Source organism: Jidongwangia harbinensis, assembly GCF_020216025.1.
Lineage (GTDB): Bacteria > Actinomycetota > Actinomycetes > Mycobacteriales > Micromonosporaceae > Actinoplanes > Actinoplanes harbinensis.
On sequence record NZ_JAIWNC010000009.1, the window covers coordinates 70,990 to 96,496 of the forward strand.

Sequence of the window (25,507 nt, forward strand, 5' to 3'; positions counted from 1 at the left end):
GCGCTCAGGAGCGGAGCACGGTCGCGTACGCCTCGGCGGTGGTCTCGGCGACCCGCTCCCAGCCCATCCGCTGCGTCGCCGACTCCAGCCCCGCGGTCGCGAACCGCTGCCAGGTCGGCTCGTCGCGCAGCAGGGTGATCAGCGCACCGGCCAGGGCCGGGGCGTCGGCCGGGGGCACCGACAGGCCGTTGCGGCCGTGGTCGAGGACGGCCCGCACGCAGGCCACGTCCGTGCCGACCACCGGCAGGCCCACCGCCATCGCCTCGACCAGCGCCATCGCCGGCGGCGAGGTGGTGTAGTCGAACTTGAACGGCCAGGTGCCCACCTGCGCCGCGGCCAGCTCGGCCAGCAGGTCCGGCACCGGCTCGGTGACCACGTCGACGGCCTCGCCGGCGGTGCCGGCCCGGGCCAGGATCCGGGGCAGTTCCGGCCGCGGGATCAGCAGCAGCCGCAGCCGCGCGCCGGGCACCGCGGCCCGCACCCTCGGGAACGCGGCCAGCAGCGTGTCCAGGCCGCGGACCGTCTCGGACCGGCCGGCGAAGACGATGGTGGGCCGCTCGGTGTCGAAGCGCGCCCGGCGCGGGTCGACCGGCGCCCCGGAGCTGAACCGGACCACGTTCAGGCCGCGGCGGCCGCCGAGCCGGTCGGCGACCCGGGGATCGGGGGTGAGGACGGTGCCCACCCCGGCCCGGCGCAGCGCGGCGGCGGCCAGCGGCACCGGCAGCACCGTGGTCACCACCACCCGGGCCCGCAGCACGTTGGAGGTGCGCATCTCCGTCACGCTGGCCCGGCGCCACGCGGCCGGGCCGGGCAGCGTCGGCCACGCGTACGCGGTGAGCAGCTTGCGGTACGGGCGCAACGCGGGCAGCAGCGCCAGGAACGGGCCGAGCGCGCCGGCGTGCAGGTGCACCAGGTCCGGCCGGACCTTGTCGAGCGCGTCCCGCAGCGCCTCGGAGCGGCCCAGCGGGAACGTCTCCAGCCGGCCGCCGATCTCGTGCACGCCGGCGAACGCGTCCTGGCCGTCGAGCGCGTGCGTGGTGATCAGGTGGTGCTCGCCGCGGACCCGGTGGGTCAGCTCGGTGACCGTGCGGCCCATCGCCTCCTTCGCGGAGAACTCGGCGATCACGTGCGCGACCCGGCTCATGCCGTACCCCCGCGGGCGTTGCGGTCCGCCAGCCGGTGCCGCACCTGGCCGGCCGCGCCGAAGCCGAACTCGCCGACCTTCATCACCCAGAGCCCGCCGTAGAGCAGCGGGTGCGAGAACGCGTACCGGTAGTTGCGCAGGTAGAGGCCGAAGCGGTGGAAGATGTTGGTCTGCCACCGGAACGCCTCGGGGTGCTCGCCGGCGAACAGGTCGGCGGTGCCGGAGTACCCCAGCTTCTTGCGCATGGTCTTGCGCAGCCGCAGGTCGCCCTCGTTGTGGTACAGGAAGTTGCGGGTGCGGCCGACGAGGTAGCCGGCCCGGCGTACCCGCAGGTCGAAGTCCTTGTCCTCGGAGAAGACCATCCGCTCGTCGTGGCCGCCGAGCTTGTCGTAGATGTCGCGCCGCACGCAGCGCAGCGACTCGATCTGCTCCACCCCGTCGTAGATCTTCTTCTCCAGCCACTTGCACCGGGCCCAGAACGTGGTGCCGAACGCCTCCTCCGGGATGACCAGGGCGTCGTACTCGCCGGCGAGCAGGTCGGCGCACTCGCCGATCAGGCCGGGGGTGACCGTCATGTCCGAGTCGAGGTGCAGCAGGATCGATCCGCGCGCCTCGGCCGCGCCGCGCTTGCGGCCCTGGGCCATCGAGCGGTTCTCCTGGAGGTACGTGACGTCCAGGCCGCCGCCCCGGAACTCCTCGATCAGCGCCCGGGTGCCGTCCGTGGAGCGCAGGTCGTCGTTGATGATCACTTCGAAGTCCCGGTACTCCGAGGCCCGGCAGGCGCCCAGGAAGTCCCGCAGCAGCGGTGCGCTGTCGTAGGCCGGAACGATCACCGACACCACGGGGTGGGTCGTCATTTCCTCATAGTAAGAGGCTGTTCACCCGGTTCAGGACCGATATTGCATAGTACGCCCGGGTACCCGGGCGTGGGCGCACACCGCGTCGAGCACCGTGGCGGCGACGTGGTCCCAGGAGTGGGCGCCGCCGTACGGCAGCGGTGCGGGCTCGGCCGCGGTCAGCTCCGGCAGCCGCTCGACCAGCCGGTGGGCGAGCGCCTCCGGCCGCGGCGGCACCACGTCCCCGCCCGCCGCCCGGGTCGAGTCGCGCAGGCCGGGCACGTCGTACGCGATGGTCGGCGTGCCCAGCGCCGCGGCCTCCGTGACCACCAGGCCCCAGCCCTCGCGCACACTGGTGGCCAGGTGCACGTGGGCCCGCGCCATCCGCAGGTGCTTGGCCTCCTCGGAGACCCGGCCCAGGAATTCGACACCGGCCGGTGCCTGCCGGCGCAGCCGGTCCAGCAGCGGGCCGCCGCCGATCATCCAGAGTCGCAGGTCGGGGACCGCGCGCCGGCTCAGCTGCACCGCCCGGATGACGTCCCAGGGCCGCTTGTAGCTGACCATCCGGCCGCAGAACACCGCGGTCGGCACGGTCTCCCGGCCGGGCCGGGGGAGCGGGTCCGGCGGCTCGTAGCCCTCCGGGACCACCGTGACGTCGCGGGCGCCGAACCGGGCCAGCGCGTCCCGGGTGGAGTCCGACACCGCCAGGATCGGTGCCCCGGCCAGCCGCCGCAACCAGCCCGGTTCGAGCCGGTGCCGGCCCAGGTGGGCGAGCAGCGGCGGGGCGTTGATGTGCCAGATCTCCTCGCACGTCTGATGCACCAGCGCGATCGTGGGGGTGCCGTCGTCGACCCATTCGTGCGCCAGGAACGGCACCGTGTTGGTCTCGTCGATCACCACGTCGTACCGGCCGCGTCCGTGCCGCTGCCACCACCGCCGCGCCTCGCGGTAGACGGTGAAGCGGTTGCCGGCCCGGATCACCCGGTAGCCGTCCACCACCTCGGTGCCGGGCCGGCCGGCGACCGCGGCGGCGAACAACGTCACCGCGTGGCCGTCCGCGGCCCAGCGGCGCAGCACCTGCTCGGTGTAGACCTCCGCACCGCCGGACGCCGGGTGGGCCAGGTCACGCCAGTTCAGCACCAGGATGCGCACGTACGACCTCCGCGGATCGGCCCGCCGGAGCGGCGGTACCGGCAGGATCGGTAGCGGAGGCATCGACTTGAGTAGTCGCCGGACGCGGGCGGCGCCAGGCCCGGCCCTCGAGCACGGCCAGCAGCAGCAGCGTGGGTACCAGGGCCGCGGCCGAGCACACGGCGATCTGCGTCGCCGAGCCGTGCCAGACCTCGATCAGCGCCACCTCCACTGCGGCACCGGCCCAGGGGATGACGATGGTGCGGGACCGGCGGGCCAGCCCGGCGTACGTCAGGACGGTGACCAGCGAGGTCAGCGCCGCCACGCCGGCCAGCGCGCGGACCAGGCCGGTCGCGTCGGCGTACCCGTCGCCGTAGAGCAGGTGCAGCACCAGCGCGGGCACCGCGACGATCGCCGCGGCGCCCAGCATCGCCGGGCCGCTCACCATCGCCCCGCCCACGGCCAGCGCCCGCCCCCGCCCCGGACGGGCCCACGCCAGCAGCAGCCGGGGGAACACCACCGACATCAGCGCGGCCGGCAGGGCCAGCACGGTCTTCGCGATGGTGGCGGCGGCCACGTACGAGCCGGATCCGTGCTCCGGCAGGTGATGCCGGGCCAGCAGCAGGTCGACCGTGGAGAACAGGAACAGCCCGGTCACCGCGAACCCGGCGTGCGCCACCGAGCCCAGCCGCAGCCCGGTGCCCGGCTCGGCACCGGCCGCCGGGCGGCGCAGCGGAACCGCCGCCACCAGCAGCGCGGCCACCTCGGCCAGCACCGTCGCCAGCAGCGCACCGCTGACCCCGAACGGCACCACCAGCACCACGCCCGCGACCAGCCGTACCGCGGTGGCGACCAGGTAGGTGACGGCCACCGTGCGGCCCTGGTGGTCGCCCAGCAGCAGGCCCCGCGCGGTGGCCAGCACCGCGGCCAGCACCAGGTACGGGGCCAGCTGGGCCGCGTCGAGCAGCGATCCCAGGTGGAAGTAGTCGCGCAGCAGCGGCGCGGCGAGCAGCACCACGGCGGCCGGCGCCAGCGACCAGAGCGCCACCGGCCGCAGCGCCCGGCGGGCGGTGTCGCCGGACAGGCCGTGCTCGGCGGCGAGCGCGGACGCCGCGGTCTGCAGGGCGCCCAGCGGGACGCCGAGCATGACCATGGCGGCCAGCACGGCGCCCAGCGCACCGTACGAGCCGGGTTCGAGCAGCCGGCCGACCACCGCGTGGAAGATCAGGTTACCGGCGCTCTGCGCGGCGACGGCCACGGCGATCAGGCCCACGCCGCGGGTCAGGAACCGGGCGATCCGGGCAGGCAGATGTGTCACACCGGATTGATCGACCGTCCGCCCGGAGAACTGCCCGGTTCCGCGGAAAGCTTTGCGTCACACCCACCCCGGGATGGCGATACGCCACCCACGGACGACCTCCGGGGCCATAATCGTGGGGAAATGACCGATTATCGGCGAACCGGTGCAGAGACCGGCCCACCGCACGGCCCGACCGCGGTGGGTGCGGGCGTGCCTGCCCGGAGCGTCCTGCCGGCCGCCGTCGCCGCCGCGCTGGACGCCGGCGGCGCGCCCTGGGCCTGGCAGGGCCCGGCCGGCGCCCCCGAGCGCTGGGCCGCCGACTCCGGCCCGCAGGACCTCGACATCTGGTACGCCGCCCCGTCGCCCGACGAACCGGTGGCCGCGCTGGCCCGGGAGTTCGCGTGCGCCCGCGTCGCCGAGGCCCACGACCCGCGGCGGCTGTGCCACGTCAGCCTCGCCGTGGAGACCACCACCGGGGCCGCCGTCGTCGACCTGACCTACCGCGACCTGCGGGTCGGCCCGGTGCTGCTGGTGCCGGCCACGGAGATCCGGGCGGACCCCGCCACCCACCGCCTCACCGGCGCCGCCGCGGTGGCCGACCTGCTGGTCCGCCCGGTCCTGCGGGGCCGGCTGCCGGGCCCGGGCCGGCTGGCCGAGGCGCGCGCCGCCTGGACCCAGGCCGCACCCGGCGACCGGCAGACCCTGGCCCGCCGGCTGGCCGCGGAACTGGGCGCCGGCGTCGCCGGGGACCTCATCGCGGTCGCCGCCGGCGCACCGCCCGCCGCCGGGTTGCCCCGCCGGGCCCGGCTGCGCCTCGCGGTACGCAGCCTGGCCCCGGGCGTGGTCGCGGCGACCTGGGCGCAGCGGCGTACCGTGTTGCCGGCCGGGTCCGCGGCCGGGCCGCTGGGCCTGCGGATGCGCGGCGTGGTGGTGGCGCTGGTCGGCACGGACGGCTCCGGCAAGTCCACCGTCGCCGACGGGCTGCACCGCCGGTTGCACCGCCTCGGGCTGCCGACCAGCCCCACCTACTTCGGCATGGCCCGGGGGAACCTGCCGGGCGTGGCGGCCGCCCGCCGGCTGCTCGGGGCCGGCTCCACCGCTCCCGGCCCCGCTCCCGGCCTCGCTCCCGGCCCCGCTCCCGGCCAGCCTCCCGGCTCGGCCGAGCCCTCAGGCCCGGCCCAGCCCTCACCTCCCGACCCGTCTGCCGAGGCCCCCGCGGAGGCGCCCGCCGCCCGGCCGCCCGCTGCCCGGACGCCGGACGCCCGGACGGCGGAGGCTCGGACGGCGGAGGCTCGGACGGCGGAGGCTCGGACGGCGGAGGCTCGGACGGCGGAGGCTCGGACGCCGGAGGCCTGGACGGGGGAGGCCTGGACGGCGGACGCCCCGGCCAGGCCCGCCGACCGGCCCTTGTTGCGCCGCGCCGCGGCGTGGGTCTACGCCGCCGAGTACCTGTGGCGCTACCTGCGCACGGTCGCCCCCGCTGTGGCCCGGCGCCGGGTGGTCATCGCCGACCGCTGGGTCTACGACCTGCGCGAGTCGCCGTGGCCCGGCTCGCGCGCCGCCCGGGTCGCGGAACGCCTCGTGCCCGCCCCCGATCTGCTGGTCCTGCCGGACGCACCGGCCGACGTCATCCACCGGCGCAAGCCCGAGCGCACCCCGGCCGAGCAGGCCCGGCAGCAGGAGACGTTCCGGCGGCTGCTCGCCGAGCGGCCGGCCCGCCTCGCCGAACTCGTGGTGGACACCTCCGGCGCCCGGCCCGACCCGCTCGCCGACCTCGTCGCCGCGGTGCTGCAGGCAGCGCACGGCCCGCGGCGCCGCCGACGGTGACAGCCGTCGCGGCACCGCCCGGGCCGGCACGGCGCCCGTTGTGGCAGGAGCCCGGCTGGGGCCTGCGCCCGGCCCGGCTGACCGTGGAGTCCGCGCTGCTCGGCCTCGTCGCCGGGATCGCGGTCGTCGCGCCGTGGACCCAGCCGGGATACCTGCTGCTGCTCGACTGGGTGGCCGGGCCGAACCACGCGCTCACCCCGGGCCTCTACGGGCTCGACCCGGCCGCGCTGGACGCCCTGCCGTACCGCCTGGCCACCCACGCCCTGCGCAACGTCGTCGGTCCCGGCGCCACCGGCTGGCTGATGGTCCTCTGCTACTTCCCGGTGGCCGCCGCGGGCGTGTCCGCACTGGCCGCCGGGGGCCGGTGGCGGCGGCACCCGGCGGCGCTCTTCGTCTGCGTCAACCCCTTCGTCATCGAACGCATCCAGGCCGGGCACGTGCCGTTCCTGCTGTCCGTGGCGCTGCTCTGCGTGATGACCGGCTCCGCGGTCCGGGCGCGGCGGCGGGCACGCTGGTTCGCGGCCCGGCCGGCCGGCTGGTACGCGCTCGCCATGTCGGTCGGCCCGCACGCCGCCTGGCTGGGCGGCGCCGCGCTGCTCGCCGTGGCCCTGCTGCCCCGGCCGCGGCGGCGCCACCTGGTCCGTACCGCGGCCACGGTCGTCTCGGCGGGCTGCATCTACGCCTACGCGATCGCGGTCACCGCGAGCGCCATCCTCACCGTGCGGGTCGGCACGGACGACCTCGAGGTGTACGCCCCGCACGCCGGCCCCGGCGGCATGCTCGTCACGCTGACCACGCTGCGCGGCTTCTGGCGCGGCGGCGCGGACAGCAGCCCGCAGGTGGTGCTGGGCCTGGCCCCGGCCGCGGTGATGCTGCTCGCCGCGGTCTACGGGCTGGCCCGGCTGTGCCGCCGCGACCCGGTCGTCGGCAGGCCGCTGGCCGCGCTCACCGCGGCCGGTCTGCTGCTCGGCGCCGGAATCCACGGGCCGCTCGAGCCGGTCTACCGGGCCGCGTTCGACGTGGTGCCGCTCTTCACCGCGATGCGGGAACAACAGAAGTGGGTCGCGCTCGCGATGATCGGCTACGCGATCGGCATCGGCGCGACGGTGGAGGCGGCGGCCGCGGCCTGCCGGGCGGCCCGGCCGCCGGTCAGCCGGATCGTCGCCGTCGCGACGTTGCTGGCGGTGGGCGGCATGCACGCGGCGGTGGCCCCGTCGCTGATCTGGGGCCTCGGCGGCACGGTCCGGGTGAGTCACTACCCGAAGGCCTGGTACGACGCCGATCGCCTGATGGGCAACGGCACCGAGTCGGTGCTGTTCCTGCCGTGGCACCTGTACCAGCCGTTCTCGTTCACCCGGGCGCGCACCGTGGCGACCCCGGCCGGCGCGTTCTTCCGCCGCCCGGTGATCAGCAGCGACGCGGTGGAACTGGGACCGGTGCAGACCAACTCGTCGTCGTTGCGGATGGCGTACCTGCACCGGGTCCTGGCGGCCGGCGGCACCGGCCGGTTCGGCCGGCTGGTGGCCCCGCTCGGTGTCCGGTACGTGGCCCTGGCCCGGGAACGGGAGACCGAGGAGTACGCCTGGCTGGCCAGGCAGACCGATCTCCGCCGGGTCCTGCGCACGCCGCAGCTGGACCTCTACCGGGTCGAGGCCAACGGCACCGGCCGGGTACTGGGTGCCCGGGCCGGCGACGGTACGTCGGTGATGGCCCGGGCGGCCCGCGGCGGGCTCGGCACCGAGGCGGTGCTCCCGGGCGGCCCGGCCCAGCGGCCGCTGCCGTCGAAGGCGTACGGCGGCATCCGGCGGCTGAGTTCGACCAGTTGGCGGGTGGACCCGGGGACGCCCGGGTGGGTGGTGATCCCGGAGGAGTGGTCGCCCGGCTGGGCCGCCGAGGATCTGCTCACCCGGCGTACCGCGGCCGGGACGGTGGCGGTGCGCGTGGGCATCGAGCCGATCACGCTGCGCTACACGCCGTGGCGGTGGCTGCGGCTGGGCCTGGCGGCGTCGCTGCTGTCGTTGGCGCTGCTGGTGGTGGCGGGCCTGAACGAGCACCGCCGGGACCTGCCGTACTGGTTCACGTACCCCGGCTCGAAGGAGTGAACGGACCTCCGCCGGACCGGCCCGGTGGGGCTCAGGCCGCCTGGGCGAGCCGCTCGAGCCACTGCGCGCTGCCGGTCGCGCGGAGCAGCGCCTGGTCGGCCGGCGCCGGCGGCTCGTACTGACCGCTCAGGTGCAGGCGGCCGAAGATGACGAACGTGTCGCGGATGGTCCGCAGGATGCTCCGGCCGGTGACCGTGGAACCGGCGACCCGCTCCTCCAGCCGCACCGGCGCCCCGACGAAGTCCTCGATGCCGGCGGCCTTGGCGGCCACGAACAGCTCCAGGTCGAAGGCGAAGCGGGTCTCGCACATCCGCGGCAGCAGGTCGGCCAGCACGTCGCGGCGCAGCACCTTGCAGCCGGTCTGGGTGTCCCGCACACCGAGCAGGAACAGCACCGTCACCAGCGTCGAGTAGAACACCGACACCAGCTTGCGGAACCGCGACGAGCCGCTGGTGGAGGCGGCGTGACGCTTGTCGGCGTAGACGCCGGCGTGCCCACCGTCCCGGGCGATGCGCAGGTAGTCGACCAGGTGCTGCGGGTCGATGTCCCCGTCCGCGTCGACGAAGCCGACCCAGGAGCCCAGCGCGGCGGCGAAGCCCAGGTGCAGCGCCGCGCCCTTGCCCTGGTTCTCCGGGCTGACCACGACCCGCGCCTCGGGGATGTCGGCCAGGCTCTGCTCCGAGCCGTCGGTCGAGCCGTCCGAGACCGCGATGACCTCGAACCGGATCCGCTCGGCGCGCAGGCAGGCGACGAGGCGCTCCACCGTGCGGCGCAGCGCCGGGCCCGGGTTGTAGAACGGCACCACGACGGTCAGCTCGATGGCGACGTTCGCCGGCGACCAGAGCCGGGAAGCGACGTGCACCCGGGCCGGGCGGTCCACAACGGTCTCGGCCGGGACGGTCGAGGCGGGGCGGGAGAGCAGCGTGGCGGTCATGCCGTGTTGTTCGGCGGGTCACCTCAACGCAAGCTCAGGGCATCGTCAACGCCGCGGCAAGGTTGCCGGCCGGTTCCGCCGGCACCCGGACTGCAACTTGGGCGTGCCACCATCAGTTTCGTGATCGTTCCTCGTCCCGGCCGGCCGGGCTCGGTGCTCCTGGCGACAGTGGCGTTCGGTGCGTTGTTCGCGCCCGCGCCCGCACGTGCGGATGGACCGGGCTACGGCGGCGACGCCGATTCCCTGACCGTACGGTGGCAGCCGGCATCCGGCGCCGCCGGCGAGGGCCTGGCCGTGTACGCGGTCGGCTTCCGTGGCGGCTCCGCGGTGAAACTGCGCGTCGGCGCGGCCGGCGAACAGGCCGTGAAGGCGGATCCCTCCGGCGCGCTGCGCATCCTGGTGGTAAAGGCCGCGGGAATCACCGCACGGGCGTCGGAACTGCCGGTGCTCGAGGCCGCGGCCGGACGGCTGTCCGCGGGCACCAGCGTGCTGGCGGTCGGCGAGACCCCGGCCGGTGACCGGCGCACCCTGGTCGGCGCGGTACCGCCCCCGGCCGCGGGTGCCGGGCCGGCCGACGTGGTGCCGTGGGCGGGCAGCCTGGCGGTGGTGGGCGGCGCGGTCCTCTGGTTCCGCCGCCGTACCCCGGGCGTCGAGATGCTGCTGCGCCGGTACCGCCACCCGGCCCGGCACCGGGGCTGAACCGACGATCTGTGGCCCGACACCGGCGCCGGAGGCGCGACCCATGTGGAGGGGCGGTGCGTTGCGCGCCGGAGCTCGACACGCTGCGTTGCTTCGAGCGTGGCGTGTGGAGGGGCGGTGCGTTGCGCGCCGGAGCTCGACACACCCCGTCGCCCCGAGCGTGGCGTGTGGAGTTGCGGCCTGTTGCGCACCTGTACACCACACGCCCTCAACCCGTCGCCTCCGGTACGAGGCCGGCGGCGCCGGCCGCTCAGGGCTCGAAGCGGTACCCGACCCCGCGCAACGTCCGGATGTGGCGCGGCGCGGACGCCGACTCGCCGAGCTTCTTGCGCAGGTTGCCGACGTGCACGTCGATGATGTGGTCGTCGCCGTACCAGTTGTCGCCCCACACGTCCTCGAGCAGCTGCCCTCGGGTGAACGTGCGGCGCGGCGCGGACGACAGCAGGTCCAGGATGCCGAACTCGATCTTGGTGAGTTCCAGCACCTCGCCGTCGAGGGTCACCTCGCGGACGTCCGGGTCGATGCGCAGCGGGCCGAACTCGCGTGGGGGCGTGCCCGCCGCGGTGGCCGGTGTCCGGGGGCGCCGGCGCATCGCCTGGATGCGGGCGGCCAGTTCGCGGGGGGAGAACGGCTTGGTGACGTAGTCGTCGGCGCCGACGGACAGGCCGACGATCTTGTCGAGCTCGTCGGTGCGGCCGGTGACCATCACGATGTACGCGTCGGTGAACTGGCGGATCTGCCGGCACACCTCGATGCCGTCCACGTCCGGCAGGCCCAGGTCCAGGATGGCGAGCTCCGGCCGCTCCTGCTGAGCCTGCTGCACCGCACCCCGGCCGTCGGTGGCCACGACGACGTCGAAGCCCTCCTTCTCGAGCAGATGCCGGCAGAGCAGCATGAACTCGGGTGAGTCCTCGACGACGAGCGCACGCGGTCTGGACACGGCACCTCCCGGTTTCCCCCTCGAACGGCAGCTCGGCACGCCGCTTCCGCGACGGGCTGGCACCGGACCTATCGGTCGCGGCGGGGAGGATCGAAGGTTTCGGTCCGTACCGAAGGTCAGAGAACCGCCGGCGGGAGGATCGGCAGCGGGCCCGGGCGCGCCATGAAGTAGCCCTGCCCGAGCCGGACGCCGAGGCTGCGCAGCTTCTCGTGCTCGGCGACCGTCTCGATGCCCTCGGCGATCAGCAGCGCGCCGATGTCCTCGGCGAAGCCGACCAGGGACCGGGCCAGGGCCATCCGGACCGGGTCGGTGTCGACGCCGCGGGTGAGCGTGATGTCGAGCTTGATGATGTCCGGGCGCAGCTGCAGGATGTGGCTCAGGCTGGCGAAGCCGGCCCCGGCGTCGTCGACCGCGATGAGGATGCCCGCGGCGCGCAGCTCCTCGGTGACCTCGACCAGGGCCGGGTAGTCCAGCACCTGGGTGTGCTCGGTCAGTTCCACCGCGATGCCCCGGGACGCGTGCGCCAGCAGGGTCTCACAGACCTGCCGGGTGAGCAGCGCCTCCACGGACAGGTTGGTGGTGAGCAGGATCCCCGGCGGCAGGTCGTCCAGGTACGCCAGCGCCCGCTCGATGGCGAGCAGTTCCAGTTCGACTCCCACGCCGGCCTCGGTGGCCGCCGCGAACGCGTCCGCGGGACTGGAGAAATGGGCGGCGTGGAAGCGGGCCAGCGCCTCGTACGCCTTCACGGAACCGTCCTCGAGCTGCACCACCGGCTGGAACGTCGGCTGGATCGCCTGCGAGCGAAGGACCTCCCGCAGGTTGTGGATCGCGGGACGGGACACCGTGAGAGTCATACCGCTCAGTTCGGCCCCGACCCTCAAGGTCGACTCAGATCGGCGTCAATATCTCGGCAAGTCCGGCGGCGGCCGTCCCCGGACACGATCTGACCCCGGCACGGGAATCCCGTGCCGGGGTCGGCGGATCGGACGGTGCGCTGCCGCGCGTTGACTCAGACGACCACCACGCCGCGCTCGCGGGCGCGGTGCAGGCATTCGGCCACCTCGTACGGGTCGATCTCGGTGTCGGCGTCGACGTCGACGAAGCCGATCCATTCGCCGCGGGCGGCGGCGAAGCCGCGCTGCAGGGCGGCGCCCCGGTCGCGGATGTCGGGGTCGATGACGACGGAGGTGCAGTAGAGGTCGGCGAGGGTCGCCTGGGAGCCGTCGGTCGACCCACCGGAGACGGCGATCACCTCGAAGGAGATGTTCTGGGCGAAGAGGGTCTCGGTGATCCGCTCCACGGCGTCCCGGAGGCGGTGCCCCGGGTTGTGGAACGGCACGACGACGGTGAACTCGACGACGGAGGGATCCCACCGATGCGAACCCGCCGTGGCGGGGCCCGGAGTGACGGTCGGGGGCACGGCGATCACGTGTGCGATGGTCATGCCCCAAATGTTCGGCCGGCAACCTCAACGCAACCTCAGGCACCCGTCAAGTCAACGGCAAGGGTTTACCGGCACGCCACGGGACCTTCGTCCCTTGGTGTCCGGCACCCGGCACGGTAGGAAGGAGGAATGATCCGAGTCTTTCTGCTCGACGACCACGAGGTCGTCCGCCGTGGCCTGGCCGACCTGCTGCACGCGGCCGGCGACATCGAGGTGGTCGGCGAGTCCGGCTCGGCGCAGGAGGCGGCCCGGCGGATCCCCGCGCTGCGGCCCGACGTCGCGGTGCTGGACGCGCGGCTGCCCGACGGCAACGGCATCGACGTGTGCCGGGACGTGCGCGCCGTGGACTCCACGATCAAGGGCCTGATCCTCACCTCGTACGAGGACGACGAGGCGCTGTTCGCCGCGATCATGGCCGGCGCGTCCGGGTACGTGCTGAAGCAGATCCGCGGCACCGACCTGGTGGACGCGGTTCGCCGGGTGGCGGCCGGTCAGTCGCTGCTCGACCCGGCGGTCACCCAGCGGGTGCTGGAGCGCATCCGCAACGGCGTGGAGCAGCCGCGTGAACTGGCCTCGCTGACCGACCAGGAGCGGCGGATCCTCGAGTACGTGGCGGAGGGGCTGACCAACCGGGAGATCGCCGGCCGGATGTTCCTGGCCGAGAAGACGGTGAAGAACTACGTGTCCAGCCTGCTGGCGAAGCTCGGCCTGGAGCGGCGTACCCAGGCGGCGGTGCTGGCCACCCGCCTGCTCGGCGACCACCCGCACTGACCGGCGGTCAGCGCCCGTCCCGCACCCGGTCCAGGAACAGCTCCGCGCCGCACCGCCGGAACAGCTGCCCGGCGCAGGCCCGTTCCTCCGCCGCGGCCCGCGGGTCGCGGGCGGCGAGCGCGGTCGAGGTGTGCAGGTGCGCCCGGGCCGCCAGGAGGAGGTCGCCGGCCGCCGCGAATCCGGCCGCCGCGACGGCCGACCGGTCCGCGGCCGCGGCGGCGTCCACCGGGCGCAGCGCGTGGGACCGGGCCAGCGCGGCGAGCGCGGCCCGCCGGGGCGTCGGCCAGCCGGCGACCTCGGCCTCGGCCCGGTCGGCCCAGGCGGACGCGTCCGCCACGGCGCCCAGCTCGGCCGCGGCGAGCGCGAGCATCTCGTACCGGGTGCTGCGGTTGTGCGGGCCGGCGATGAACGTGCCGGGATCGCGCAGCAGGTCGGCGCAGGCGGCCGGGTCGCCGGTGTGCAGGTGCACGAAGGCCAGCGCCTCGACCGCGGCGCCGGTGAGGTAGTCGCGGCCGCCGGGGGAGAGCGTGACGGCCTCCCGGGCCAGTCGCCGGGCCAGGTCCAGGTCGCCGCGGAGTCCGGCGCAGGTGCTCTGCCGGGACAGCACCAGCACCAGGAACGGCAGGGTGCCGGCCAGGCCGATGGCGTCGCGGGCGTCGTCCAGGCTGCGGGCCGACTGCGCCAGGTCGCCGTACATCTGGTGCAGGCCGGCGAAGAGCAGGTGGATGCCGTGCACGACGTACATCTGTCCGGTGTCGCGGGCCAGCTGGTGGGCCCGCGTCAGATGCCGGGTGGCGTCGGGTAGCCGCTCGTAGGCGCTCTCCGCGGTGGCCAGCCAGACGGCGGTGTGCAGCCGCTCGTGCAGCTCGCCGTCCGGCATCGCGTCCACGATCGCCGCGGCCTCGGCGGCCAGCCGTGCCGTGCCCGGTCCCCAGCCGCCGGTGATCTGGTCGGTGAGGACGCACTGCACGAGCGCGTCCGCGACCATGCCGCGGGTGCCGGCCCGGCGCGCGGCGGCCAGGGCCTCCCGGGGCCAGTCGGGGTCGCCCGGCCGCGCCGGTTGCAGGTGTTTCGACGCCATGGCCACGGTCAGCGTGGCGGCCGCCCGGCCGTGCGGATCGGCCGGCCGGGCCAGCTCGGCGCGGAGCATGGCATCCGCCTCCCGGTGCCGGCCGAGCATGCGTTCGACGCCCGCGCACGCGCTCACCAGGTCGGCGCGGACCGGGGTGACGTCGGCCGGCAGCAGGTGCAGCAGTTCGTGCAGGGCGGTACGGCTCTCCGCGAGCTGGCCGCTGAGCGCCAGCGCCTGCGCCCGCAGCCGCAGCAGGTCGAGCCGGGCGGCCGGGGCGGCATCGTGCGGGACCAGCCGCAGCGCGGCGCCGAGCCAGTGTGCGGCGACCGCCGGGTTGCTGTGCAGCGTGTCCGACGCGGCCGCGCTCAGCAGGGCGACGGCCGCGTGGTCGCCGCGTTGCGCCGACCTCTCCACGTGCGGCGCCTGCTCGGTGGCCGCCGCGCCGCGCCGCGCCAGGGCGGCGGCGGTGCGCGCGTGGGCGGCGGCCCGCCATCCGGAACCGGCCGTGTCGTACGTGACCCGGCGGACCAGCGGGTGGCGGAACTGGAACAGGTGGGCGCGCGGCACCGGCCGGAGCAGGTCCCGGGCGACCAGCGTGTCGAGCGCCCGGGACACCTCGTCGGCGGGCAGGCCGGCGGTCTCGGCGACCAGCCCGGGCTCGACCAGACCGGCGGACACCGCGGCGGCCCGGGCGACCAGGAGGTCGTTCGCACCCAGCGCCTCCACCTCGGCGGCCAGCGCGTCGCGGACGGCGCCCGGCACGGCGTCCCCGGCCGTCCCGCCCGGGCCGCCATGGTCGCCGCCGCCGGTTCCACCGGTACGGACCAGGGCCTGCAGGTAGAGCGGATTCCCGCCGCTGGCCGCGTAGAGCTGCCGGCGGCGGTCGGCGTCGTAGCCGGCGGGGAGCAGCCTGGCCGCCTCGTCGGGCGGCAGCGGCCCGAGCGTGACGGTCTCCGCGGTGCCGTCCTGGACCGCCCGCCCGAGGTGCTGCCGCAGCAGGCCGGGCAGTTGCCGGGGCCGGTAGGACGCGGCGAGCAGCAGGGCGCCCGGCACGGGATGCCGCAGCAGGTGGCCGAGCAGCTCGGCGGAGCCGTGGTCCGCCCAGTGCAGGTCCTCCAGGATCAGCACCAGGCCGGACCGGCGGGTGAGCGTGCCGAGCAGCGCGCGGACGGCCCGGTGCAGGCGGAAGCGTTCGGCGGCGAGGGACCGCCGGGACGCCGCGGTGGGGCCGGGCCCCGGTACGGGCAGGATCTCGGCGAGCAGCCCGAGATCCTCCGGGCCCAGGTCGCCGAGCAGGTCCGGATCGAGCCCGGCGACGTGGTCCGCCAGTGCGTCGACCACGACGGCGAACGGAACCTGCTGTTCGAACTCGGTGGCCCGCCCGCGCAGGACCGTCCGGCCGCGCCGCTCGGCCGCGGCGGCGAACTCGCTCAGCAACCGCGTCTTGCCGATGCCCGGATCGCCGCCGACCGCCACCACCGTCGGGGACCGCCCGCCGCCGGGTTCCAGCCGGTCGAGCAGGGCGGTCAGCTCGGCGGCCCGGCCGACGAACGGATCCGCGGCGGGTGACCCGGCACCCTCCGCCGCCCGGAGCACCACCGGTCCGCCGGGAGCGGCGAGTGACGGGTCCTGGCGCAGGACCGCCGCCTCGAGGTCCTGCACCGCCGGTCCGGGGTCGATGCCCAGGTCGGCGGCGAGGCGCTGCCGCACGCCGCGCAGGATCGCCAGGGCGTCGGACTGGCGGCCGGTGCGGTACAGCGCCAGCACCAGTTGCGCCTGCACCTGTTCGTCGAAGGGATGCTGCTCGGCCAGCAGGCGCAGCTCGGGCAGCAGCTGGGTGTGCTCGCCGAGCCGGAGGCGGGCGTCGGCCAGCGCCCGCCGGGCCTCCAGCTCCAGCGTGGACAGTCGGCGGGCCTGGTCGGCCAGCCACGGTACGTCCCGGACGTCCTGCAGGGCCTGGCCGCGCCACAGGTCCAGGGCGGCGCGCAGCGCACCGGCCTGCCGTGCCGGATCCGCGGTGTGCAGGCCGCTGCGGATGAGCCGTTCCGCCGCGGCCGCGTCGGTGGCGTCGCCCGGCACGTCCAGCAGGTAGCCGGGCGGCCGGGCCACGATGGCGGACCGGGCGCCGAGCCGCTGCCGCAGGTACGACACGTGGCTCTGCACGGTGTTGCGGCCGGTCCGGTCCGCGCGGTCGCCCCAGACAAGGTCGATCAGGCGCTCGGCACTGACCGTACGCCCGGCGTTGAGGGCCAGGACGGACAGGATCGCCTTGCGCCGGAGGCCGGGCACCGGCCGGTGTTCGCCGCCGACCAGCACGTCGACCGTGCCGAGCAGCCGGACCTGCATGCGGAACCCTTCGGATCGGCGGTTTCAGCGGCGTTTCAGCGCGGCTTGCGCGCGCCCTCGCATGCTTTTCGCTGTCACCGTACACAGTGCACTCGAAGGGGGACTTCGGATGAGGATCCGTACCGTACTGACCGGCCTCGCGATGACGGCCGGGATGATGCTCGCGGGCGCCGGGCCGGCGGCTGCCGTGGCCGGGCCGTCCGCGGCGGCCGACGGCATCGGCACCTACCGCATCACGTTCGCCACCGGCGACCTTGACAACGCCGACACCGACGACGCGGTCCGGGTGACCTTCGTCGGCACCACGGGTTCGGTGGACAAGCGGATCGAGCGGGACTTCCGCCGCGGGGAGGTCTACACCTACGGCCCGTTCACCTCCCCGAACGCCGGCACGATCAGCCAGGTGTACGTCACCAAGAGCAACGAGGAGCGCGATGCCTGGTACCTGAACTACGTGCAGCTCCACGAACAGGGCACGGGCTGGCTGTTCCACTGCGAGGCCGACGTCTGGTTCCCGCAGACCGGGCCGAAGCGGCTGTTCTCCTGCGTCAAGGCGTAACCGGGTGCCGACCGGGGGCGCGGGCGGTGGCCCGCGCCCCCGGCGGCCCCGCCACCCCACTAACCGAGGATGTCCCGATGAGAATCTGCGCCGCCCTGCTCGCCGTCGCCCTGTCCGGGGCGGTGCCGGCACCGGCATCCGCGACGGTCCGCGCCGCCGGGGAACCGGTGATTCTGGTCCACGGCTGGGCCGGGTCGCCGTCGGCCATGCTGGCCCTGCGGGACGCGTTCGCCGCGGCCGGGCACCCGGCGTACCCGATCGACCTGCCGGGGGAGGAGAACGTGGCGAACGCCCAGGCGATCGCCGGCCTGGTGGCCGAGGTGACCGCGGCCACCGGGCAACCGCGGGTGCACCTCGTCGCGCACAGCATGGGCGGGCTGTCCGCCCGCTACTATCTCAAGCGGCTCGGCGGGACTCCGACGGTGCGGACGTACGTCTCGATGGGCACCGCCCAGTACGGCTACCTGCCGGCGTGCCTGCTCGGCCCGGCCGAGGGCGGTCAGATGTGCCCGGGCAGCGACTTCCTGCGCGACCTGAACGAGGGCGACGACACGCCCGGCGACGTCGCCTACGCCACGTTCCGCAGCGCCCAGGAGAACGCCCGCAACGTGCGCCTCGACGGCGGCGCCTGTCACCTGGTGATCCCCGGCGTCGGACACGCCGACCAGCCGGCCGCGCCGGCGTTCGTCGAGGCGGCGCTGAGCACGGCGGCCGGCCGGTGCCCGGGAACGTTCGTCGACACCCCGCCGGGCTGAGTCCGCCGGCGGTGCGGTCCCGCGGAAATCGCCGGTGAATCGCCGGTCGTCAGCCTGTTTCGCCGGTCGCCGGCACGCCACTCTGGTGTGGCCTGCATCGGGGGCGGTCGGAAGCGGGGGCTAGCCGACCGGCAGGCGCGGCATGGCGCGGCGGTCCTGGCGGGGACCGCCCGCCGCGGCTCAGTCCCGCCGCGGCTGCCGAGACACCAGGTGGCCGCCGAGGTTCGGCTGATCGGTCGGCGCCAGCACCAGGTCCGCCTGGGTGCGCGCGTCGGCCGCGGCGCCGGGGTCGCCCGCGGCGTCGTGCATCTCGGCCAGGTGCCGCAGCGTCTCGGCCTCCGAGTACCGGTCGCCCAGCACCCGGAACACCTCGCGGGCCTGGAGGTGGCACTCCAGCGCGCGGCGGTGGTCGCCCATCCCGCCGTACGCCCGGCCCAGCGTGTCCAGCGCGGTGGCCTCGCCGTGCCGGCTGCCGACCCGGCGGAACAGCTCGATCGCCCGGGTCGCCTGGTCGCGGGCGGCGCCGGTGTCGCCGGTCAGCGTGTGGCACCAGGCGATGCTGTTCAGCGACTCGGCCGCGCCGTCCAGCTGGTCCGCCTCCTCGAACAGGTCGACGGCCCGTCGCAGTTCGGCGATCGCCTCGTCCTGCCGCCCCTGCTGCTGCGCCGCGTACCCCAGACCGAGGTGGGCCCGCGCCCGGCCGACCACGTCGCCGAGCGCGACCGCCTGCTCGAGTGCGATCCGCACATGCGCGCGGCCCTCGTCGATGCGCCGCAACCGGAAGAACGCCCGGGCCAGTCCGCGGTGGGCATGCATCTGCCCGGCCACGTCGCCGGACCGGGTCGCCGCCGTCAGGGCGGTCTGGTGCGCCCCGTGCAGATCGAACCAGTGTCCGCGGCGCTGCAGCGGGGTGGTCATCGACCAGGCCAGCCGCCACGCCCGGTCTTCGAACCCCTCGGCGGCGGCCATCCGGATCAGCGCCAGCAGGGTGGTGCGTTCGGCGTCGAACCAGGCGATGGCGGCCGCCTCGTCGAGGCCGTCCGGCACGTCCGGTGGCTTGCCGTCGAGCGGTTCCCGGCGCGGTTCGAGCACGTACGCCGCGGTCGCCGCCTGGTTCAGGTGCAGGTCGAGCAGGCGCTGCCGGGCGGCGCGCCGCTCCTCCGGCGGATCGGTGCGGGCGACCAGGTCGGCCGCGTACGCGCGCAGCAGGTCGTGCATGGCGTACCGGCCGGTGGACCGTTCCGCCAGCAACTGGGTCCGGGTCAGCTCGGCCAGCAGGTCGTCGACCGGCACGCCGAACAGCGCGGCCGCGGCCTCGGCCGTGACGTCCGGGCCGGCGTGCAGGCCGAGCAGCCGGAACAGCCGGGCGGCGGCGGACGACAGGATCCGGTACGACCAGGAGAACACGCTGCGCAGGTCGGTGTGCTCGTCGTCGCTGGCGAACGCGGCCATCGGGGTGGCGGCCAGTTCACCGGCCACACTCGGCACGGCCAGCCGTGGTTCGCAGACCAGGCGCCCGGCCACCACGGCCAGCGCGAGCGGCAGCCGCTGGCACTTGTCCACGATCGCCCGGACCGCGGCCGGGTGGCCGGCCAGCCGGGCCGCGCCGACCCGCAGGCTGAGCAGCTGGGTGGCCTCCTCCGGGGTGAACAGGTCCAGGTCCACCGGGTGGGCGCCGTCCGTGACCACCAGCCCGCGCAGGGGGTTGCGGCTGGTCACCAGGACCACGCAGCCGGACGCGGCGGGCAGCAGCGGGCGTACCTGGGCGGCGTCGCGCACGTTGTCCAGCAGGACCAGCACCCGTTTGCCGGCCAGGACGCTGCGGTAGAGGCTGAACTGGGCGTCCGAGTCGCCGGGTACGGCGTCCGGCGGCAGGCCCAGCGCGTCGAGGAATCCGCGCACCGCCTCCTGCGGTGCCACCGGCGCGTCCGGCCCGTACCCCCGCATGTTGAGGTAGAGCTGGCCGTCCGGGAACCGGGCGGCGGAGCGGTGCGCCCAGTGCACCGCCAGGCAGGTCTTCCCGACGCCGGGCGGGCCGGTCACGGTCCACACGGTGGCGGCGCCGGACGCGGCCGGGCCGCCCGCGCCGAGCCGGCCGAGTTCGGTGTCGCGCCCGACGAAGACGGTGGTGTCCGCGGGCAGTTGCGCGGGCCGGGGCCGGGCGGCGAGCGGTGCCACCGGCGTGGCCGGGCCGGAGCCGTCGACGAACCGGGCGCGGTCCGGGCCGTCCAGCCCGAGCGCGTCGGCGAGCCGGCGTACGGTCGCGGGCCGGGGCCGCTGGATGCGGCCGGTCTCCAGGTCGCGGATGTTGCGCACGCTGACCGCCGACCGGTGTGCCAGTTCCTCCTGGGTGAGCCCGCTCCGGCGCCGGTGCGACCGCAGCAGCTCACTGAACATCCCGTCGCGCCTCCGTACCGTCGCCTGATGGAGTGACCATGGTGCCCGGTGCGTCCGCGGACGAGAAGCGATGTGCCGTCACCGTCACACCGTTCACGGTAGAGCGCTTCCCGGTGATCCCCTCGGCACCCCGGAGACATGCCTCGCAGGTCACAGGGAAGCGCTCTACCGTCGGCGGCTTCTATCACCACGTCAAGTATGTCGATGTCTGCTTGACCCGATTCGTGCTGCGGGTTTGGCCGAGCGGCGGGTAGGAGGCCGTAATTGCCCGAAAGTCCACCGTCCTCGTGTCCCTACGTGCATCCGGCCGTCAGGGTCCGGTGCGGCGCGGGCCGACGGAACGCACGGTGGCGTCCGCCGGCAATCGCGGCGTGGGAGGCTGCGGCACGGCACCCGGGTCGGCCGCGGCGAACCGCAGCACCAGGTACGGGCGGCCCGGCCGGCCCAGCAACCGTCGTACCGCCTCGCGCGCCGTGACCACCTCGATCACCGCGCTCAGCGGGAGCACGGCGACGTCGAGCGCGGTGGCGGTGAGCCAGGCCGCGGAGAGCGCCTCGCCGGCCCGTAGCCAGTCCGCGCGGTCGTTCCCGGTCCCGTACAGCACGGCGAAAACGGCATTGCCGGTCCCTCCCGGTGGTGGGCCGGCCTCGCCCGGTGGTGGGCCGGCCTCGCCCGGTGGTGGGCCGGCCTCGCCCAGGGGTGGGGCGGCGTCCGGTTGGGCGCCTGCGGGGATGCCGCCGGCCCACCGGCCGCGGTCCTCGGCGGTGCCCTGGGCCCGGGCGGCGTCGTCGAACGCGGCGGCCAGCGCGCAGTTCTGTTCCGGCCGCAGCGGGCGCAGCTCGGCGCCGTGCCGGCGGGCGGCCAGCACGATCGGCCGGAGCCGGTGCACGTCCAGCGGCGTCCGCGGCATCGGGCGCCGGTCGGTGCGGCGGCGCGCGGCGGCCGCGACCCTGCGCGCGGTGGCCGGATCGGCCGGAATCCGCCGGGCCAGTTCGAGCCGGGCCAGGTGGTCCGGCCGGCGGTAGTCGGGCAGCCGCCGCACGGTCGCGCGCCAGCCGTCCGCGGCCAGCCGCGCGACCGCATGGTGCAGGGCCGTCCCGCAGCTCAGCACCGCGAGACCGGCGAGCGGATCGGCCCGGTCGCGGACCCGCTCCCGCGCCAGCATCAGATCGAGTACCGGCCCGGCGACCTGCCACTCCCACGGCTGGCTGTTGTGGATCGACGGTGCCGCGCCGGCGAACACGGCGGCGGCGTGCAGCAGCCGGGCCGGATACCGGCCCGGGACCGGTGCGTCGGACGGCATGGCGGCTCCTTCCGGGAGTCCGGCTCCGTACGCCGGGCGGCCGCGTCGATACCCGGTCCACGTTCGCCCGCCGGTCGGTCCTCCCGCCAGGGCCGAACGTCCCGCCTGGGCGACATCCACCCGGAAGGGGATCCGGGTGCGCTTTCCGGTCGGCCCTCCGGGGTCACCGAAGCGGCTGGCCGGACCGGCTGGGCCTGCACCGCGGACCTGGCCGGCCGCGCCGCGTCACGGCAGCGACCACCGCTGGTTCCCGCCACCGCCGCACGCCGCGACCCGGACCGCCACCCCGGAGCGGACGCCTCCGGACGGATCGGTCAGGCACCGGCCGGCCGCCGCGTTGACCAGCGTCCCGTCCGCCCTGGCCCGCCACCGCGCGGTGGTCCGGCCGTCGCACTTGACGATGTGCACCCCGTCGTCCCCGCCCACGTTGGCGCACCTGCCGAGCACCTGCAGCGCGCCGTCCGGGGTGAACGTCCAGACCTGCGCCACCGAGCGGTTGCACTCGTACACCTGCACACGGGCGCCGTCGGACGCGACGCCGCCGGCCAGGTCCAGGCAGAGCCGGCCGCCGGCGGTGGCGATCCGGCCGGCCTGGTCGCCGGCCGGCGGCGCGGCGAACTCCACGGTCGGCGCGGACGACACCCGGGTGGGCCCGGTGCCGGCGTCTACCGGCGACCGGGACGCCCTCGGCGCGGTGGCGGGGCCGCTGGTCTCCGCGGTGGTCGTCGGCCGGGTCGTGGTGGCCGAGGTGGCGGTGGTGCGCGGGCCGGTCGGGTCGCCGTCCGGCGCGGTGCCGTCGGTGGTGGCCGGCGGCGGGGCCGGGGTGGGCAGCGGCGGGAGGGCGCCGGTGGGGATGGGCACCGCGCGGTCGCGGTCGGGCAGCACCGCGGACAGGCCGGCGGCGCCCAGGGCGATCATCGCGGCCGCGGCGACGCCCGCCAGGATCAGGGTGCGGCGGGTACGTCCGGCCCGGTGCCGGGCGACGGGTGTGGCGGGCGTCACCGGAACGGAGGTCGTGTCCGGTGCCGGGTCCGGGGTGTCCGCGGGGGCGGGCCAGGTGGGCGCCGCGGTGACGCCCGGGGTGCCGCGGTCCGGGTCCAGGAACGGCCGGACCAGCAGCGGGTCGGCGTCGCCGGAGCCGGGGCCCCGGAGCTGCCCACCGTCGTCTGCCATCTCGCCCGCCGCCCGTCACCGTCGTCGATCGGCTGCCCAACCTACCCGTAGATCCGCCCCGTCGTGACCCGCCGAGGTCGCGGTGCGCGAGGATGAGTAGGTGACCGACGAGAATGGGTGGCTCCGTCTGCTGGCCGAGAAACCGGGCCATTCCCAGTGGTACGTCGACCGGTTCCGCCGGATGGCCCGGGACGGCGCCGATCTCGCGGGGGAGGCCCGGCTGGTCGACGCGATGGTGCCGCGCGGCGCCCGGATCCTGGACGCGGGGTGCGGCACCGGCCGGGTGGGCGGGGCGCTGGCCGGAATGGGTCACGACGTCACCGGCGTGGATCTGGACCCGCGGCTGGTCGAGGCCGCCCGGGAGGACCATCCGGGCTGTCGCTGGCTGGTCGGTGACCTGTCCGATCTCGATCTGCCGGAGAAGGACTTCGACGCGGTGGTGTGCGCCGGCAACGTGATGGCCTTCGCGGCGCCGGACAGCCGGGTGACCATCCTCGGCCGGATGCGCGCCCACCTGGGCGACGGCGGCCGGGCCGCGATCGGGTTCGGCGCCGGCCGGGGCTACCCGTTCGGCGACTTCCGGGCCGACGCGGAGACCGCCGGGCTGGCACCGGACCTGCTCCTGTCCACCTGGGACCTGCGACCGTTCACCGACTCGTCGGAGTTTCTGGTCGCGCTGCTACGCCCGGCCTGACGTCCCGGCCCGCCGTGCCGGCCGGCCGGGACGGCCACCAGAACCGGTCGCCGAGCAGCGTGGCCAGCGCGGGCACCAGGACGGTGCGCACCAGCAACGTGTCCAGCAGCACGCCGAGCCCCACGATCACCCCGATCTGGGTGAGCGTGATGATCGGCAGCACGCCGAGCACCGCGAACACCGCGGCCAGCAGCACGCCGGCGCTGGTGATCACGGCGCCGGTGGCGGCCAGCGCCCGGACCATGCCCTCCCGGGTGCCCCGGGTGCCGGCCTCCTCGCGGGCGCGGGTGACCAGGAAGATGTTGTAGTCCACGCCGAGCGCGACCAGGAACAGGAACGCGTACAGCGGCACCTGGTTGTCCAGCGCCGGATAGTCCAGCACGGTGCGGAACAGCCACGCGCCGGCGCCCAGGGCGGCGGCGAAACTGGCGATCACGGTGGTGATCAGCAGCACGGCCGCGGTGACCGCGCGTAGCAGGACGCCGAGCACGAGCAGCACCACCAGCAGGATCACCGGCACCACCACCCGCAGGTCGCGGCGGGACGCGTCCCGGATGTCCAGCTCGGTGGCGACGCTGCCGCCGACCAGCGCCTGCTGGCCGTAGACATTGGCACGCAGCGTACGGATGGTCCGGTAGCTCTCCGCGGTGGCCGGCGCCGCGGTCAGCGTGGCGTCGATCCGGACGACGGTGGCGGTGCGTTCCGCGATCCGGGCCTGCGCGACGCCAGGCGTGGCGGCGGTGGCGGCGAGCACCTGGTCGGCCCGGGCGGGCGTGCTGAGCACCACCGCGGGTTCGGCGGCACCGGCCGGGAAGTACCGGCTCAGCGTGGTCAGGCCGTCGACCGATTCCGCCTGGACCCGGAACTGTTCGGTCTGCGACAGCCCCAGCCGGGTGCCCAGGCCCCCGGTGGCCAGCACCGCCAGCACCAGCACCGACAGCACGGTGACCAGCCCGGGCCGGCGGGCCACGCCGCGGCCGACGCGCGCCCAGATCCCGGTCTCGGCCGCTTCGGTGTCCGTCCCGGCGCGCGGGACGAACGGCCAGAACAGGCCGCGGCCGCAGACCACCAGCGCGGCCGGCAGCACCAGGAGCGCGAACAGGGCGGCCACGCCGATGCCGAGCGCCGCGGTGACGCCCAGCGCCACGGTGTCGCCGAGCGTGGCCAGCATCAGCGTGAGCAGGCTGAGCACGACCGTGGCCGCACTGGCCGCGACGGCCGGACCGGCTCCGCGCAACGCCCGGCGCATCGCCTCCCGGCGGTCGGGGTGGCGGCGCAGTTCCTCCCGGTACCGGGAGATGAGCAGCAGGGCGTAGTTGGTGCCCGCGCCGAACACCAGCACCGTGACGATGCCGACGGTGGAGTCGCCGATCACCAGGCCGGTGTGCCGGGACAGCAGCGCGACCAGGCTGCTGGCGATGCGGTCGGCGATGCCGACCACGGCGAGCGGCACCAGCCAGAGGATGGGACTGCGGTACGTGATCAGCAGCAGCACCGTGACCACCACGACGGTGACCAGGAGCAGGTTGGTGTTCGCGCCGGTGAAGCTGTCCGCGATGTCGGCGGCGAACCCGGCACCGCCGGTGACCTGCGCACTCAGCCCGGCGGGCAGGCCGGCGCGGGCGGTTTCGCGCAGTTGCCGTACCGCCTCGATGCGCTGCTCGGCGGGGGCGTCCGCGGGTAGCGGCACGGTGACCAGGGCGGCCTGCCGCTGGTCCGAGAAGATCACCGGGGCGGGGGAGCGGAACGCGGCCCGGTCCGCCTCGACGGCCGCGACGTCCGCGCCGGTCAGCGCCTGCCCGTCCCGGGCGTAGACCACCAGGGCCGTGCTGGTCTGCGCGGACGGCAGCCCACGCTGCAGGTCGGCGGCCCGGGCCGACCCGGCGTCGGCGGGCAGCGTGGCGGTGGCCTGGTTCGAGGTGCGGACGTCGCCCGCGGTCGCGATGATCCCGCCGCCGACGAGCAGAGCGACGATCAGAACCACCCAGGCACCGATCCGGCCGGTCACCACAAGAAACCTCCACGGCGATATATCTCGACCATCGAGAGTCTCCACGGTACAGCGCGAATCTGCAACACT

20 protein-coding genes are annotated in these 25,507 nt (G+C 75.5%); 7 read left to right on the forward strand and 13 right to left on the reverse strand.

Annotated features, from left to right (window positions below; translation table 11 throughout):
- Positions 1–4 precede the first annotated feature (4 nt).
- Genes LDL48_RS13965 through LDL48_RS13980 form a run of 4 tightly spaced genes read right to left on the reverse strand, consistent with a single transcriptional unit; the run spans position 5 to position 4,429 of the window.
- Entirely contained in the window at positions 5–1,144 is a 1,140-nt protein-coding gene (locus LDL48_RS13965; protein WP_225255522.1) for a glycosyltransferase family 4 protein, read from the reverse strand.
- Complete coding sequence (locus LDL48_RS13970; protein WP_225255523.1) at positions 1,141–2,001, reverse strand: glycosyltransferase family 2 protein; 861 nt, start codon at positions 1,999–2,001, stop codon at positions 1,141–1,143. Before LDL48_RS13970 ends, LDL48_RS13965 begins: the two co-directional genes overlap by 4 nt.
- A gap of 30 nt (positions 2,002–2,031) precedes the next feature.
- Positions 2,032–3,132 (reverse strand): glycosyltransferase family 4 protein, encoded by a 1,101-nt coding sequence (locus tag LDL48_RS13975; protein ID WP_225255524.1) that lies wholly within the window; start codon positions 3,130–3,132, stop codon positions 2,032–2,034.
- Positions 3,104–4,429, reverse strand: a complete 1,326-nt coding sequence (locus tag LDL48_RS13980; RefSeq protein WP_225255525.1) for a lipopolysaccharide biosynthesis protein — start codon at positions 4,427–4,429, stop codon at positions 3,104–3,106. Before LDL48_RS13980 ends, LDL48_RS13975 begins: the two co-directional genes overlap by 29 nt.
- A 192-nt stretch (positions 4,430–4,621) precedes the next feature.
- On the opposite strand from LDL48_RS13980, the gene LDL48_RS13985 reads away from it, so the two are divergent.
- Positions 4,622–6,238, forward strand: a complete 1,617-nt coding sequence (locus LDL48_RS13985) for an amino acid adenylation domain-containing protein (protein ID WP_225255526.1) — start codon at positions 4,622–4,624, stop codon at positions 6,236–6,238.
- Positions 6,235–8,340, forward strand: coding sequence for a hypothetical protein (locus tag LDL48_RS13990; RefSeq protein WP_225255527.1), 2,106 nt, complete (start codon positions 6,235–6,237; stop codon positions 8,338–8,340). The genes LDL48_RS13985 and LDL48_RS13990 overlap by 4 nt, the downstream gene beginning before the upstream one ends.
- Before the next feature lie 31 nt (positions 8,341–8,371).
- On the opposite strand, the gene LDL48_RS13995 is transcribed toward LDL48_RS13990, so the two are convergent.
- Positions 8,372–9,274 carry a glycosyltransferase family 2 protein gene (locus LDL48_RS13995; RefSeq protein WP_225255528.1) on the reverse strand — a complete coding sequence of 301 codons (903 nt, stop codon included), beginning with the start codon at positions 9,272–9,274 and terminating at the stop codon, positions 8,372–8,374.
- A gap of 120 nt (positions 9,275–9,394) precedes the next feature.
- Here LDL48_RS13995 and LDL48_RS14000 point away from each other — a divergent pair, with 120 nt between their 5' ends.
- The gene (locus LDL48_RS14000; protein ID WP_225255529.1) at positions 9,395–9,973 is read left to right on the forward strand and encodes a hypothetical protein; all 579 of its coding nucleotides are present in this window, start codon (positions 9,395–9,397) and stop codon (positions 9,971–9,973) included.
- Between the two features lie 250 nt (positions 9,974–10,223).
- Here the strand turns inward: LDL48_RS14000 and LDL48_RS14005 are convergent, their stop codons facing one another.
- The 3 genes from LDL48_RS14005 to LDL48_RS14015 form a co-directional block, all read right to left on the reverse strand.
- Complete coding sequence (locus LDL48_RS14005) at positions 10,224–10,913, reverse strand: response regulator transcription factor (protein WP_225255530.1); 690 nt, start codon at positions 10,911–10,913, stop codon at positions 10,224–10,226.
- Between the two features lie 116 nt (positions 10,914–11,029).
- The gene (locus tag LDL48_RS14010; RefSeq protein ID WP_225255531.1) at positions 11,030–11,755 is read right to left on the reverse strand and encodes an EAL domain-containing protein; all 726 of its coding nucleotides are present in this window, start codon (positions 11,753–11,755) and stop codon (positions 11,030–11,032) included.
- A gap of 167 nt (positions 11,756–11,922) precedes the next feature.
- On the reverse strand, positions 11,923–12,357 hold the full coding sequence (locus LDL48_RS14015; RefSeq protein WP_225255532.1) for a glycosyltransferase family 2 protein: 435 nt from the start codon (positions 12,355–12,357) through the stop codon (positions 11,923–11,925).
- 129 nt (positions 12,358–12,486) lie between these two features.
- Here LDL48_RS14015 and LDL48_RS14020 point away from each other — a divergent pair, with 129 nt between their 5' ends.
- A complete protein-coding gene (locus LDL48_RS14020; RefSeq protein ID WP_225255533.1) occupies positions 12,487–13,128 on the forward strand; it encodes a response regulator in 642 nt (213 codons plus the stop codon).
- Between the two features lie 7 nt (positions 13,129–13,135).
- Here LDL48_RS14020 and LDL48_RS14025 read toward each other — a convergent pair whose 3' ends face one another.
- The gene (locus tag LDL48_RS14025) at positions 13,136–16,546 is read right to left on the reverse strand and encodes an ATP-binding protein (RefSeq protein ID WP_225255534.1); all 3,411 of its coding nucleotides are present in this window, start codon (positions 16,544–16,546) and stop codon (positions 13,136–13,138) included.
- A 109-nt stretch (positions 16,547–16,655) separates the two neighbouring features.
- Here LDL48_RS14025 and LDL48_RS14030 point away from each other — a divergent pair, with 109 nt between their 5' ends.
- Together LDL48_RS14030 and LDL48_RS14035 are read left to right on the forward strand one after the other, a co-directional pair.
- Positions 16,656–17,105, forward strand: coding sequence for a PLAT/LH2 domain-containing protein (locus LDL48_RS14030; protein WP_225255535.1), 450 nt, complete (start codon positions 16,656–16,658; stop codon positions 17,103–17,105).
- 77 nt (positions 17,106–17,182) lie between these two features.
- Positions 17,183–17,860, forward strand: a complete 678-nt coding sequence (locus LDL48_RS14035) for an esterase/lipase family protein (protein WP_225255536.1) — start codon at positions 17,183–17,185, stop codon at positions 17,858–17,860.
- A 180-nt stretch (positions 17,861–18,040) separates the two neighbouring features.
- On the opposite strand, the gene LDL48_RS14040 is transcribed toward LDL48_RS14035, so the two are convergent.
- The 3 genes from LDL48_RS14040 to LDL48_RS44195 all read right to left on the reverse strand — a co-directional run bounded on the left by LDL48_RS14040 (position 18,041) and on the right by LDL48_RS44195 (position 22,733).
- Entirely contained in the window at positions 18,041–20,257 is a 2,217-nt protein-coding gene (locus LDL48_RS14040; RefSeq protein WP_225255537.1) for an ATP-binding protein, read from the reverse strand.
- A 310-nt stretch (positions 20,258–20,567) separates the two neighbouring features.
- A complete protein-coding gene (locus LDL48_RS14045) occupies positions 20,568–21,560 on the reverse strand; it encodes a nitroreductase family protein (RefSeq protein WP_225255538.1) in 993 nt (330 codons plus the stop codon).
- Between the two features lie 225 nt (positions 21,561–21,785).
- Positions 21,786–22,733: a ricin-type beta-trefoil lectin domain protein gene (locus LDL48_RS44195; protein WP_272493049.1), complete on the reverse strand. Its 948-nt coding sequence runs from the start codon at positions 22,731–22,733 to the stop codon at positions 21,786–21,788.
- Positions 22,734–22,914: 181 nt separating this feature from the next.
- On the opposite strand from LDL48_RS44195, the gene LDL48_RS14060 reads away from it, so the two are divergent.
- Complete coding sequence (locus LDL48_RS14060; RefSeq protein ID WP_225255708.1) at positions 22,915–23,427, forward strand: class I SAM-dependent methyltransferase; 513 nt, start codon at positions 22,915–22,917, stop codon at positions 23,425–23,427.
- On the opposite strand, the gene LDL48_RS14065 is transcribed toward LDL48_RS14060, so the two are convergent.
- Positions 23,381–25,438 (reverse strand): MMPL family transporter, encoded by a 2,058-nt coding sequence (locus LDL48_RS14065; protein ID WP_372472125.1) that lies wholly within the window; start codon positions 25,436–25,438, stop codon positions 23,381–23,383. The two genes, LDL48_RS14060 and LDL48_RS14065, sit on opposite strands and share 47 nt — an antisense overlap.
- Positions 25,439–25,507: the final 69 nt, after the last annotated feature.